We start from the raw sequence: 13,324 nt of genomic DNA, 5'->3' as shown, positions 1-13,324 counted from the left end.
GCGCCGGCATCAAACTCGAGCGAGCGTCGACTCGCGCAACCCTTACTTGCGTTCGTCCAGATGCGCTCGCCGAGCAGCCACCTGTGCCAAGGCCGCCCAGTCCAGCTCGGCATCACCGCCAGCCAGCGCTTCGAGCAGGCTATCGCGCAGTACGCCGGCAAACGGCAGCGGCACGCGTGCCGTGCCACCGGCGGTCAGGGCCAGCTCGACATCCTTCAGACCCAGCGGCAGGGTGAGGCCGGCGGGTTGGAAACGCTCTTCGGCGATCAGCTTGCCGTAGCCCTGGTACGCCGGCGATGCAAACAACGTGCTGGTCATTACATCGAGGAAGTCAGCGGCGCTGACACCGTAGGCACGGGTCAGCGCGGTCGCCTCGGCCATGCTTTCGATCGCCGCCGCCAGCATGAAGTTACCGGCGATCTTCGCCACGCTAGCGCGTTCGGCCTGCTCGCCCATCGGCCATAGCTTCACCGCCATCGCTTCCAACAGGGGCCGCACGCGTTCTACTACGGCCAGCTTGCCGGCGACCAGTATGTTGAGCTTCGCAGCCGCTGCGGCGTCCGGGCGCCCAAACACCGGGGCGGAAACGTACTCCAGTCCACGCTTGGCGTGCTCCTCGGCGAGCTCTTTGGCCAAGGCCACTGAAATCGTGGCGTGGTTCACATGCACAGTGCCAGGGTCCATCGCATCGAGCAGGCCGCTATCGAGGATCACCTCGCGCACGGCCTGATCGTTGGCCAGCATGCTGCACAGCGCGTCACCCTGTGCGGCGCGATCCGCGGTGCGTGCGAGCTTGGCACCCAGCGACACCAACGGCGCGGCGGCGGCTTCAGAACGATTCCACACCGTCACCGTGTGACCAGCCGCCAGCAGATTGCTGGCCATCGCACTGCCCATCGCACCGAGACCGATAAATCCAACCTTCATGCACGCATCCTCATCGTTTGTCAGCCGCCAAGTGAACCATGCGCCGTGTTCAGATCGCGCGAAACGCTCAAGCCACCTCGCCCGCCGCCTGCCCCGAGGCCCACGCCCACTGGAAGTTGTAGCCACCCAGCCAGCCGGTGACATCCACCACTTCGCCGATGAAATACAGCCCCGTCACATGCTTCGACTGCATGGTGCTGGAGGACAGGCCCCTGGTATCCACACCACCCAGCGTGACTTCGGCCGTACGGTAGCCCTCGGTACCGCTGGCCGTGATCGGCCAGGCATTGAGCTGCTCGCCGATCCGGCTCAACTCGGTTTCCCGGTACTGGCGCATCGGCCGACTGTCGAACCACTGTTCGCATAGGCGCTGTGCCAGTCGCTTGGGTAGTACGTCGCTCAACACGGTTTTCAGTTCGGCCAGTGGTCGTGCCGTGCGCTGCTCGATCAGCCACGGACCAACCGCGGTATCCGGCAGCAGATTGGTGCGCAGGTCATCGCCAGGCTGCCAGTACGAGGAAATCTGCAGGATCGACGGGCCGCTGATGCCGCGATGGGTAAACAGCAGACCCGCGCGAAATACCTGCTTGCCGACCTTCGTTTCCACCGCAGGCAACGCGACGCCGGCGAGATCCTGATAATGCTCCTGATGCTTGCCGCTCAGCGTCAGCGGCACCAGCCCCGCCCGCGTGGGCAATACCTCATGACCAAACTGTCTTGCCAGTTCGTAGCCGAAGCCGCTGGCCCCCATGCTGGGAATCGACAACCCGCCGCTGGCGATCACCAGCGATTCGGCATACACCTCACCGCGCGCGGTCGTCACGGTGAAACCACCATCCGTCTTGCGCACGCGGTTTACGGCGCAACTGGTTTCGATGGTCACACCAACCGCCTCGCATTCATCCAGCAGCATGCGGACGATCTGCTTGGAGGAGTCGTCACAAAAAAGCTGGCCCAGTTCTTTCTCGTGATAGGCGATGCGGTGCTTCTCGACCAGGGCGATGAAATCGGCCGGCGTGTAGCGTGCCAACGCCGACTTGGCGAAATGCGGGTTGGCCGAAAGGAACTGGCCCGGCGTGACCCCCAGATTGGTGAAATTGCAGCGACCACCGCCGGACATCAGGATCTTCTTGCCCACCCTGTTGGCGTGATCGAGCAAAAGCACCTTGCGCCCACGCTGGCCTGCTGCCACGGCGCACATCAGACCAGCCGCACCGGCACCGATGATCAGCACGTCGGTCTTTATGGCATCGGTTTTCATAACACCGGAACTTTCATGGTTGGCCGAGCTTCCGCACGTTGCAATTCAGCATTATCCACCAGCGACGGATGTCGGCATCGCTTACACTGCCTCACCGATTAACAAGAGCTACCGCCATGCCTTCCTTCGACGTGATTTCCGAAGTCGACAAACACGAACTGACGAATGCGGTCGACCAGGCCAACCGCGAGCTGACGACCCGCTTCGACTTCAAGGGCTCGGATGCAAAATTTGAGCTGGATGATTTCGTGATCACGCAGAGCGGAGCCAGCGAATTCCAGCTGAATCAGATGATGGACATCCTGCGCGGCCGTCTGGTCGCACGAAAAATCGACGTTCGCGCATTGGATGTCGCCGACCCGGAAACCAACCTGGCTGGCTCAAGGCAGAAAATCACCGTCAAACAAGGGATTGAGCAGCCGATCGCGAAAAAACTGATCGCCTCGATGAAGGAAGCCAAGCTCAAGGTCGAAGCGCAGATCAACGGCGACAAACTGCGCGTCAGTGGCAAGAAGCGCGACGATCTGCAGAGCGCGATGGCCGTGCTGCGCAAGGCCGAGGTCGAACTACCGCTGCAGTTCGACAACTTTCGCGACTGACTGGTCTACATCAACCTGTTTCATCGGCTCAAGCGCATCGTGTCATCCAGCAATGCGTTGGCAGCGAAGAAACGGCTAGGCCTTCGACAACAGCCGGCCGCCCATCGCCGCATTGACCGCGACGACCAGCACCACGGCAGCTGCATGCGTCAGCAAATCTGTCGCTGCTGCATCGTATGAGTGACAAATTTCCAACAGGCTTGCCGACGCCGCTGCGCTGGCCAAACCCACCAGCACAGCCGTAAGCACGGGCCGAAGTGGATATGCACGGCGCAGCAGAAAAACCATCAGTGCGGACAGCGGTACGGAAAACCCGACGATAAAGACCAGGCAGTCTGCCGATTGATGCATGGTGGATATTTGCGTCCCCGGCGCAAGCACGTGACTAACGGTTTGGCGCAAGCAACCCAGACCGCTGGCCCCGATCCACAGCAACGCGCCCGGCAGCGGCAGCCATGCCCAAGCCGCGCGGCGACCGGGCACGCTTAGCGCAAAGGCAGCCCACGCCGCGCTGATGGCTGTGATGACCGCACCCATGCCAGCCCAAGCCAGATCCGGCGTGCCGGCGAAACGTTTCAGCATGCCGCCCGTGCCGTAGTGCATCAACAGCACGACCGCGATAGCTGCCACCACCAGCAGCCAGCCCAGCGTGCGCAAAGACGGCGGCCGCAAACGTCGTACTGGCACCAATTCGGCACCGAGACGATCGATCAAGGCTTCGTAGGATCGTGGATCGGACATGGCAATCACGGCTCTCCATTGAAGCGTTCGCGCAATGCTTTCAACGCGCGATGCAGATTCACTTTCAATGCGCCGGTATTGCGGCCGGTCAGCTCGGCCGCCTCGCTTAGCGACCGTTCGTGCAGGCCCATTTGCTCCACGGCCTCGCGCTGACCCGGTGGCAGTTCGGCAATCGCCTCACGCAGGCGCTGAGCACGCTGCAACTGTTCGGTCACAGCGCTGGCATCGTCGATATCCGCATGATTATCGAAGGCGATGTCATCGTGGATCTCTCGGCTGTCACGACGACCGCGGCTGCGCAGCGCGTCAATGGCACGACGATTGGCGATCGCAGTAAGCCACGCATCGTACGAACGCGAAGGATCGTAGGTATGCCGTACACGATTCACGGTGATCAACGTTTCCTGCACCACATCGTCCAGACGGTCCACCGCTACGCCTTGCCGCCGTGCCGCGACGCGAATCAACAGTATCGAATCGGCCAGCACCCGCTCATACGCACGCCGGTCACCCGATTGCGCAGCCGCCATCAAGCGCGCCCGACGCTGGTCGGGCGATTCACTGGCGCTAGGGGAGACAGCTTCAGCTTGCACGGTTCGAGTGGCACTCGCCCAGAGGGAAAGGCCACTATCTACACCCATGAAGCCATTGGCGGTCAAGCTGTGCGGCATGGCCGCTCCTTAATTCGCAACTCTCAATTGGGCTTTCGCCGCATCCGCGATCAGGGTTACGTCGTAAATGTTCATTACGCAGATGCACCTGCGCAGCAGTGCATGGATCGGCTGCATTTCTCACGCGTAACCCCTGCCCGTACGGCAGCGAATAACCTGTCGAACCCCTCACCTACGAAGCCTCCATGATTGTCTTGATTCTTGCTTTCCTCGGCGGTGTGCTGACCATCCTCAGCCCATGCATCCTGCCCGTGCTGCCCTTCGTATTCGCCCGCTCGGATCGGCCATTCATGCGCAACGGCCTGCCGATGCTGCTGGGCATGGCGATCACGTTTGCTGCCGTGGCGACGCTGGCCGCGCTGGGCGGTGGCTGGGCGGTACATGCCAACCAATACGGTCGCATCATCGCGCTGGTGGTGCTGGCGTTCCTGGGCCTGACGCTGCTTTCAACGCATCTGGCCGAATGGATCAGTCGCCCCTTTGTGGCGCTGGGCAACAAGCTGTCGCAGGGATCGTCCAGTGACGGCGATTCAATCTGGTCGGCCGCCGGCCTTGGTGTAGCTACAGGGCTGTTGTGGGCACCGTGTGCCGGGCCGATCCTAGGATTGCTGCTGACCGGCGCCGCACTGAATGGCGCGAGCGTGCAGACCACCCTGCTGCTGCTCACTTACGCCGGCGGAGCGGCAACGTCGCTCGGCGTGGCCCTGCTGATTGGCGGCAAGGTGTTTGCGCTGATGAAGCGCTCGCTGGGCGCCGGTGAGTGGGTGCGCCGAGTACTCGGCGTACTGGTGCTCGCCGGTGTTGCTGCGATCGCGCTAGGACTCGATACAGGCCTGCTGACACGCGTGTCCTTAGCCAGTACCGGCGGCATCGAACAGAAGCTGATCAACGCCGTGCGCCCGGCGCCGGCGCCCGAGCCGGTGCTGAAAGCCGGCGCACCCTTGCCGGTGGAAGGCCAGATGCCCTCTCTCGAAGGCGCCAGCCAATGGATCAACAGCCCACCGCTGACGACCGAGTCGCTGCGCGGCAAGGTAGTACTGGTCGATTTCTGGACCTACTCCTGCATCAATTGCATTCGCTCCCTGCCTTACGTGCGCGGCTGGGCCGACAAGTACAAGGATCACGGTCTGGTGGTGATCGGCGTGCATTCGCCGGAGTTCGCGTTCGAGAAAGATCCGGCCAACGTCGCCAAGGCGGTGAAGGATCTGGGCGTCGATTATCCAGTCGCGCTGGATAACAACTACGCGATCTGGCAGGGCTTCCACAACGAATACTGGCCAGCGCACTACTTCGTCGATGCACAGGGACAGATTCGCCACCACCACTTCGGTGAAGGTGGCTATGCCGAAAGCGAGGATCTGCTGCGCCAGCTGCTGACCGAAGCCGGCCAGAAAAATCTGCCCGGTGGATATGTCAGCGGGAGTCAACAAGGTGTCGAGGCCGCCGCGTCGGACAGTGCGACGGTGTCACCGGAGACTTACGTCGGCTACGCCCGCGCGCTGAACTTCGCTGGTGGCAAGGTCGCACATGACGACGCCTGGGATTACAGCGCACCGACCACGCTTGGCAGCAACCAGTGGTCGCTCGACGGGCGTTGGACCGTGCATGCAGAAAACGTACAGCTGGAGAAAGCGGGTGGCCGCATCGTTTATCGCTTTCGTGGGCGCGATCTGCATCTCGTGCTCGGTCCGTCCGCTGACGTCAAGCCTGTTCGTTTCCGCGTGCGCATCGACGGCAACGCGCCGGGCGCTGACCACGGCATGGATACCGATGCCGACGGCAATGGTGTCGTGAACGCCCAACGCCTGTATCAGCTGGTACGTCAGACCAACGGCAGCGGCGAGCGCTTGTTCGAGATCGAATTTCTTGACCCGGGTGTGCAGGCATATGCCTTCACGTTCGGCTGATCCGGAGACACTGCGATGGCTGTTCCGATAGTGCCGCGTGCGGCAAGTCACTCGCGGAAGCATCGCCACTGGAGTCGTTCCCGATTTACCCGTTTCAACGGAGGTTCCCATGTCACGCATCAATGAAACTCTCGCTGCGGATCGTCGCCGCTTCGTTCGTGCCGCCGTCGCCGGTGGCGCGCTGCTGGCTATCGGCGGTGGCGTGCTTATCCCGCGCCTGTTTGCCGAGGAATCCGCGGCGAGCAACAAGCCGATCGGCAAACCGGGCAATGTGCTGCTGGAAGTCTTTTCCGGCGACGGCAAGGACCTCGGTGCACACCAAGTGCCGCGGTTGATATTGAGCGACGCGCAATGGAAGCAACGACTGTCTCCGGCCAGCTATGATGTGCTGCGCCGTGACGGTACCGAACGGGCCTTCAGTGGCGATCACGAGAAGCCCGCCAGCCCTGGTCTGTTCCGCTGCGTCGGCTGCGCCACCGCGCTGTACGATGCGGCAACCGAGTTCGACTCGGGTACTGGCTGGCCCAGCTTCTGGCAGCCGATCGCCAAGACCAACGTGTTTGAAAAACACGACAACACGTTCGGCATGGATCGCATCGAAATCCGCTGCGCCAATTGCGATAGCCACCTCGGCCACGTTTTCGACGATGGCCCGAAGCCGACCGGCTTGCGCTACTGCATGAATGCCGTGGCGCTACGTTTTGTTCCAAGAAAAGCTGCCTGAACGGCGAGCCAAAGCCTCGCCGTAAAAACCACGTGATCACGGTCAAAAGCGCATATAAAGTGAACGCGCTCGCTCGATAGGGAGCACTCTCTTTTTTCGCCGGAGATCGACGTGATGAAACGCAAGCTTTGGTCTTCCCTCGCTGTGCTGTGTCTGGCAGCGCCCGTATGTGCCTATGCGGCCGAAGGGTATGTGGTCGATAACGTGAACCTGCGCGCAGGCCCCGACCCGAGTTACCCGCTGGTCGACCAACTGCCGACCGGCACAGAAGTCGATGTACAGGGGTGCACCAACGGCTGGGAATGGTGCGACGTGATCAACGAAGGCGACGGCAGCCGCGGCTGGATCCCCGGCGGTTACATCCAGTACGAGTACCAGGATCAGCAGGTTCTGCTGCCGGAGTACGGTGAGCAAATCGGCATTCCCATCGTCGCCTTCAGCATCGGCGCCTATTGGGATCGCTACTATCGCAGCCGTCCGTTCTATGGCCAACGCGCCAACTGGTATAACCGGCCCTATGTGAGTAGGCCACCATCGCCACCATCGCACGGCCCCTACCCGGGACGTCCGGGTGGCCCCGGCCAGTGGCATGGGCCAAACGGTAACTATGGCGGCCAACCCGGAGCAGGGTATCAGCGGCCGGGACGTCTCGGACCCGTGAGCCCGGGTTATCCCGAGCGCGCCATACAGAACGGCCAGCCATCGGTTCCGCAGCGGGGGCAAGGCCCCGCCGTTCGGCCAGGAATAGGCCAGCCGGCAACCAGCCAGGGTCGACCGCAGCCGCAAGCTCATCCGACAGGGCACCCTGAAGATCACCACGACAATGACCATAACGACGACAACGGCCATTGATCGATCGATGATGCTGTCCAGATGACCGTGATGAAACAGAACGGGATGATACAAATCATCCCGTTCTGCTGTGTGGCTACGCACGCCATCGCATGGCTATGTTTCCAATGTGACGCGCAGCGAATCCCTCATCCATGCCTTTATGCACACTCCGGCGGCACAACGGACGGTTAGGCTTGTGCCTTTAGTCCTGAGGAACGGATCTGTGCGCAAGTCTCTGCAATCTGCCCTGCTGGCCACGCTTGTGCTAGCCGGTTTCAATCTATCCGCCATTGCCGCCGATGGTCACAAGGCGGACAAGCCGGCATCGACGGATGACGCCGGCAGCAGCAATGGCTTCCACCTGCCACCGCTGCCAGCCGACGCACACGTCTCGCAGAGCACCAGCGTGGATGGCCGATCGCTCAAGTACACCGTCACCGTCGGCTCGCTGCCGGTGCGCGATGACAAGGGCACTATCACCGCTGAAGTGGTATTCACCGCATACACGATGCCAGGCAAGGATCGGCCGGTGACATTCGCCGTCAACGGCGGACCGGGCGCATCTTCGGTCTATCTCAATTTCGGCGCCATTGGGCCGAAAAAAGTGAGTTTCGGTGTCGAGGGTGACACGCCTTCGGCACCCGCCACCTTGCACGACAATCCCGGCACCTGGCTAGGCTTTACCGATCTGGTCTTCATCGACCCGGTCGGCACGGGCTACAGTCGCGCGCTGGTCGATGACAAGGAAGCAACCAAGCAGTTCTACAGTACCGACAACGACATCAAGTACCTGTCGCGCATCGTCTACGACTGGCTGGTCAAGAACGGGCGCATGACCTCACGCAAGTATCTGGTCGGCGAGAGCTACGGCGGCTTCCGTGGCCCGCGCATCACCGACTATCTGCAAACCCAGCTCGGTGTGGCGATGAACGGCCTGGTGCTGCTGTCGCCGTATCTCGACTCGGCGGCATCCGATGACGAAAACGTATCGCCTCTGCCATGGATGCTGACCCTGCCCTCAATCGCCGCGGCGCACCTGGAGCGTGAGCACAAGCTCACGGACGCAGCGATGGCACCGATCATCGAATACACACGCGGCGAATACGCCACCGACCTGATGAAGGGCCGCTCCGATCCGCAGGCGACTGATCGCGTAGTCAGCAAGGTCACCGAATTGACTGGGCTCGATCCACTGTTCGTAAAACGCTCCGGCGGTCGGCTGGAAACGCAGGCTTATCTGCGCGAGGTCTATCGCGCCGAGGGTAAGTTGGGCAGTCGCTACGATTCCAACGTCACTGCATGGGACCCGTTCCCGTACGCACCGCATCAGCAGACCGGCGATCCGATCCTCAACGGCATCATCGCGCCCACCACCAGCGCGATGGTCAACTTCGTCACGCAGACGGTCGGCTGGAAATACGACGGCCGCTATAACGCACTGAGCTATGACGTGAACAAGCTGTGGCATGAGGACGACGATGCCAATCAGGGCTCGGTATCGCAGCTGCGCGAAGCGGTTGCCAACGACCCCGGTCTGCGCGTGCTGATTGCCCACGGCTGGGACGACCTGTCCTGCCCGTTCATGGCCTCGGTGCTGATCGTCGATCAGATGCCCGAGATGGGTGATCCGACCCGCGTGCAGGTGAAAGAGTATGCCGGCGGACACATGTTCTACGCGCGCGAAGACAGCCAGTCCGCGCTGTCGCACGACGTACGCGCACTTTACGGCGTCAAGTAATCGCCATTGAACGGCAGAGGGCGAAGCACGCCCTCTGCCTTTGAGGCGGTTGAACTAAATTCGCACTGAGCTTGCGCTGCTGCCAAAACTGGAACAATGTCATGGGGTGCGAGGCGGCTTCGACCATGCCAGGTGCATGGTCAGCCGGCCTGCCAACTCGAGCTGACCGCCGGAGATTGATCTCATGAAACGTCCAGTTTTCGCTTTGCTGGCTTCATTGTTTCTTCTCGCCCCGCTGCTCGCACATGCCGCGGATGGCTTCGTTACGACCAATGTCAATTTGCGTGCGGGACCGGATAGCAGCTATCCGCGAATCACCACAATCCCGATCGGCACTCAGATATCCATCCAAGGGTGCACGGATGGATGGGAATGGTGCGATGTCATCGCCTTTGGCAATCGCGGCTGGATCGCCGGCAATTATCTGCAATACAACTACCAGAATCAGCGCGTACTGGTGCCTGCATATGGCGCACAAATCGGCATCCCGATTGTCAGCTTCGTGATCGGCAGCTATTGGGGTAACTATTATCGGGATCGACCGTTCTACCGCGATCGCAGTCGCTGGTATGGTCGCCCGATCCCCTATCGCCCGCCGCCACGTCCTATACAGCGCCCACCGCCGCGCCCACCGATACAGCACCGCCCGCCGCGCCCTACTCGCCCACCCGCAGGCAATCGTCCACCAGCGCGTCCACAACCCGGCGTCGGCGGCCCTGGCCGGCCCGGTCAAGGGAATCAGAACGGTAATCGGCCAACCCGACCGGGCCAGGGAAACCCCGGTGGCGGCAATCAGCGGCCCGGCTCAGGCCCCGGCAACAACCGCCCCAATCCGGGTCAGCAGCGTCCACCGGGCCGGCCAGCGGCAAAGCCTGCCAACAACGGCAACTGAAACGTAAAAACACCTGCCGTACAGGCAGGTGTTGACGCGCCTGCTTTCAGGCCGCTGGGAAGGGCCGGCTTATGAACCTGCCGGTTCAACGCGCTACCGTGCTAGCACGCACGAGGTATTGCACGCTGAACATCTGCTGCGCATCGGTCCACACGCGAAGCACGGCCAGCCCTGCCTTGGCAGCCAACGCTTCGAAGTCCGCCAGCGAATACTTGCAGCTGTATTCGACTTGGATCGCCTCATCTTCGCGGAACGCCACGTTGGCGCGACCAATTTTTACCTGCTGCGACTTGGCGCTGACGATATGCGTCTCGATACGACCAGCCATCGGGTTGTAGTGCGCGCGATGACGGAAGGCAGTCAGATCGAAATTGCTGCCGATATCCCGGTTGAGGCGTGTCAGCATGTTGAGCGTAAATCTGGACGTGACACCGGCGCGATCATTGTAAGCCGCCTCGATGACTGCATGATCTTTCTTCAGATCCACACCGATCAGGATGCCGCCGGCATCGCCCATCTCGTTGCGCATCTTGCGCAGCAAGACGGCCGCATCACGGTTGTCGAAATTGCCAATGGTGGAGCCCGGGAAATACACCACCGTACGACGCGGCGCACGCGGTGGAATCGGCAGGCGCAGCGGCTTGGTGAAATCCGCACACAGCGGCTGCACCGGCAGCGATGGAAATTCCGCGCCGAGTCGTTCGACACTTTCGCGCAGGGGCTCGGCTGAAATCTCCACCGGCACGTAGGCCACCGGTTCGTGCAGATGCTGCAGGAGCATGCTCGTCTTGCGTGCGTTGCCGCTGCCATACTCGACCAGGCGTACATCGCTGCCCAGGGTGTCGGCGATGTTGCCGGCATGTTCATCCATCAGCACGATCTCGCTGCGCGTCAGGTAGTACTCGGGCTGTTCGCAGATCTCGTCGAACAGCGCGGAGCCGCGTTCGTCATAGAACAGCCACGACGGCAGACGCTTCGGCTTCAGCGCCAATCCACGCTGGGCAATTTCCAGCAATTCATTGGAAGGTGGGCGACGATCGTCGTCGCTGAGACCCGAAACTTGCGCGTTCATTGATCTTGTCCCAATCGTAGCCCGGCAAACTGCCAACGGGCATGGGGTGGAAAAAAGTTGCGATAGCTGGCGCGGATATGATCGCGCGGGGTGGCACAGGAGCCACCGCGCAGAATCCATTGTCCGCTCATGAATTTGCCGTTGTACTCGCCCAGCGAGCCGGGCAAAGGTTGAAAACCCGGGTAGCTGATGTAGGGCGATGCCGTCCACTCCCAGACATCGCCATACATCTGCAGTAGGCCGCCGTCGTCGCTGGCGGCAGCAGGATGAAACCGCTGGTCGTCCTGGAAGTTTCCCTTGATGGGCAGACCTTGAGCCGCGGATTCCCACTCGGCCTCGGTCGGCAAGCGGGCACCGGCCCAGCGGGCAAACGCTTCGGCTTCGAAGTAGCTGACATGCGATACCGGATCGTTCAGGCGGATTTCCTGCACACCGGCCAGCGTAAATTCGCTGGCCAGATCATCCTGCCAGTAAGCCGGGCGTTCCCATCCTTCGCGCTGCACAGTAACCCAGCCATCGGAAAGCCAGAGGCCAGGTTCGCGGTAACCACCCTCGCGCACAAACGCGAGGTATTCAGCATTGGTCACCAGCCGATTGGCCAGCGCGTGCGGCTGCAATAGCGTGCGATGCCGCGGTGTCTCGCTGTCGAAGGCAAAGCCTTCACCACGATGGCCGATTTCAACGATGCCTTCCTTGCCGCTGATGAAACGCAAAGGCATCAAACTCGCCGATGCCGGCGGCAAGGCTGCTTTCCTGTCTTGATAGGCAGGTAGCAGCGGATTGCACGAGAGTGCGTGTTTGATGTCGGTGAGCAACAACTCCTGATGCTGCTGCTCGTGCTGCAACCCGAGTTCAATCAACTCCGCCAGCTCAGGATCGTCATCGCGCGAAAGCAGTTCATTGACCGCCGTATCGATACGCTCACGATAGTCGAACACCTCGGCCAGCGACGGACGGGATATCAGTCCGCGCTGCGGGCGGGCATGCATTGGCCCGATAGACTGGTAATAGGAATTGAAGAGGAAATGCCAAGCCGGATCGCGCGTCTTATAGGTGGGATCGCGGCCAAGCACAAAGTGCTCGAAAAACCAGGTGGTATGCGCCAGGTGCCATTTGCCTGGACTGGCATCCGGCATCGACTGCACCAGCAGATCTTCAGCACTCAGTCCCGCGACCAGCCCGAGCGTCTTCGCACGAATCCTGCTGAATCGCACGGCAGCTTTGGAAGAAACCAGAAAAATTTCGCTAGACATGGCAACCATCCTTCGCTCTACACCTCGGCGCAGTTACGATGCCCAGAACCTGGCGCGGAGGATGGCTGAAAAACATGGCGGCAAGGATGCCGTGCCAAGCGTTGAAATCTTGTGATTGGGGCGCGACATTCGCGGATGGCTGGCAGCCGGCTAGGGATGACGCCATGCAATAACTGGTGTTGGAGCGCCACCTTGGTGGGCATATGCCCCAATGAAAGAGCCCGGCATCAAGCCGGGCTCTTTTATCTTGCTAGATCTTAAAAAACAGATCTGATATCAGTTGCCGTAATAGCCATCGTCGCGCACGTACTGCGTAGGCTGGCTGTAAGTCGTCACCGTACGGGTAACGACTGGGGCATTCTCGTATACCACCGTGGTTGGCTGTGTATACACGACCGGGGGACCGTAGCCGTAGTACACCGGTGCCGGACGGGTCGCGCTGTAGACGAGGCCGCCAACCAAACCGGCAACAATGGCGCCGCCGATCCAGCGTCCACCACTCCAGTAACCACCGCGGCCGTAACCGCCGTGATAACCACCGTAGCCGCCATGGTAGCCATATCCGCCCCAGCCGCGTGCTGATGCGCTAAGCGGCATGGCGACTGCCGCTGTTACAGCAAGGCCGAGGGCCAACATCTTGGTTGCACTACTGAAACGTTTGTTGCTCATGGCAGTTCTCCGTTGGTACGGGACCTATGCTCGACT

At 61.3% G+C, this 13,324-nt stretch carries 13 protein-coding genes; 6 read left to right on the top strand and 7 right to left on the bottom strand.

The features are described from left to right. Positions 1-42 precede the first annotated feature (42 nt). A complete protein-coding gene (locus HDE80_RS03020) occupies positions 43-1,071 on the bottom strand; it encodes an NAD(P)-dependent oxidoreductase (protein WP_184667670.1) in 1,029 nt (342 codons plus the stop codon). Beyond that, positions 995-2,188, bottom strand: coding sequence for an NAD(P)/FAD-dependent oxidoreductase (locus HDE80_RS03015; RefSeq protein WP_184667668.1), 1,194 nt, complete (start codon positions 2,186-2,188; stop codon positions 995-997). The genes HDE80_RS03020 and HDE80_RS03015 overlap by 77 nt, the downstream gene beginning before the upstream one ends. Positions 2,189-2,304: 116 nt before the next feature. Between HDE80_RS03015 and HDE80_RS03010 the strand changes: the two genes are divergently transcribed. Next, the gene (locus HDE80_RS03010; RefSeq protein ID WP_184601414.1) at positions 2,305-2,787 is read left to right on the top strand and encodes a YajQ family cyclic di-GMP-binding protein; all 483 of its coding nucleotides are present in this window, start codon (positions 2,305-2,307) and stop codon (positions 2,785-2,787) included. 75 nt (positions 2,788-2,862) lie between these two features. Here the strand turns inward: HDE80_RS03010 and HDE80_RS03005 are convergent, their stop codons facing one another. Beyond that, positions 2,863-3,528: an NrsF family protein gene (locus HDE80_RS03005; protein ID WP_184667666.1), complete on the bottom strand. Its 666-nt coding sequence runs from the start codon at positions 3,526-3,528 to the stop codon at positions 2,863-2,865. 5 nt (positions 3,529-3,533) lie between these two features. Next, positions 3,534-4,199 (bottom strand): sigma-70 family RNA polymerase sigma factor, encoded by a 666-nt coding sequence (locus tag HDE80_RS03000; protein ID WP_184667664.1) that lies wholly within the window; start codon positions 4,197-4,199, stop codon positions 3,534-3,536. Between the two features lie 185 nt (positions 4,200-4,384). Between HDE80_RS03000 and HDE80_RS02995 the strand changes: the two genes are divergently transcribed. From HDE80_RS02995 to HDE80_RS02975, 5 genes are all read left to right on the top strand, one after another. Beyond that, entirely contained in the window at positions 4,385-6,106 is a 1,722-nt protein-coding gene (locus HDE80_RS02995) for a cytochrome c biogenesis protein DipZ (protein ID WP_184667662.1), read from the top strand. Between the two features lie 109 nt (positions 6,107-6,215). Next, on the top strand, positions 6,216-6,830 hold the full coding sequence (gene msrB, locus HDE80_RS02990; protein WP_184667660.1) for a peptide-methionine (R)-S-oxide reductase MsrB: 615 nt from the start codon (positions 6,216-6,218) through the stop codon (positions 6,828-6,830). A 114-nt stretch (positions 6,831-6,944) separates the two neighbouring features. Further along, positions 6,945-7,682 carry an SH3 domain-containing protein gene (locus HDE80_RS02985; protein ID WP_184667658.1) on the top strand — a complete coding sequence of 246 codons (738 nt, stop codon included), beginning with the start codon at positions 6,945-6,947 and terminating at the stop codon, positions 7,680-7,682. Positions 7,683-7,887: 205 nt separating this feature from the next. Beyond that, positions 7,888-9,402, top strand: coding sequence for a peptidase S10 (locus HDE80_RS02980; RefSeq protein WP_184667656.1), 1,515 nt, complete (start codon positions 7,888-7,890; stop codon positions 9,400-9,402). Positions 9,403-9,586: 184 nt separating this feature from the next. After that, positions 9,587-10,294 carry an SH3 domain-containing protein gene (locus tag HDE80_RS02975; protein WP_184667654.1) on the top strand — a complete coding sequence of 236 codons (708 nt, stop codon included), beginning with the start codon at positions 9,587-9,589 and terminating at the stop codon, positions 10,292-10,294. A gap of 85 nt (positions 10,295-10,379) precedes the next feature. Here HDE80_RS02975 and egtD read toward each other — a convergent pair whose 3' ends face one another. From egtD to HDE80_RS02960, 3 genes are all read right to left on the bottom strand, one after another. Then, a complete protein-coding gene (gene egtD, locus HDE80_RS02970; protein WP_184667652.1) occupies positions 10,380-11,366 on the bottom strand; it encodes an L-histidine N(alpha)-methyltransferase in 987 nt (328 codons plus the stop codon). Then, a complete protein-coding gene (gene egtB / locus HDE80_RS02965) occupies positions 11,363-12,619 on the bottom strand; it encodes an ergothioneine biosynthesis protein EgtB (RefSeq protein ID WP_184667650.1) in 1,257 nt (418 codons plus the stop codon). Before egtB ends, egtD begins: the two co-directional genes overlap by 4 nt. A 276-nt stretch (positions 12,620-12,895) precedes the next feature. Continuing rightward, on the bottom strand, positions 12,896-13,288 hold the full coding sequence (locus HDE80_RS02960) for a hypothetical protein (RefSeq protein WP_184667648.1): 393 nt from the start codon (positions 13,286-13,288) through the stop codon (positions 12,896-12,898). Positions 13,289-13,324 lie beyond the last annotated feature (36 nt).

The sequence above is a fragment of the Rhodanobacter sp. A1T4 genome (genome assembly GCF_014207185.1).
In the GTDB taxonomy this organism is placed as follows: Bacteria; Pseudomonadota; Gammaproteobacteria; order Xanthomonadales; family Rhodanobacteraceae; genus Rhodanobacter.
The sequence above is the reverse complement of the archived record's forward strand: the minus strand, read 5'-3'. Positions and strand labels throughout refer to the sequence as shown.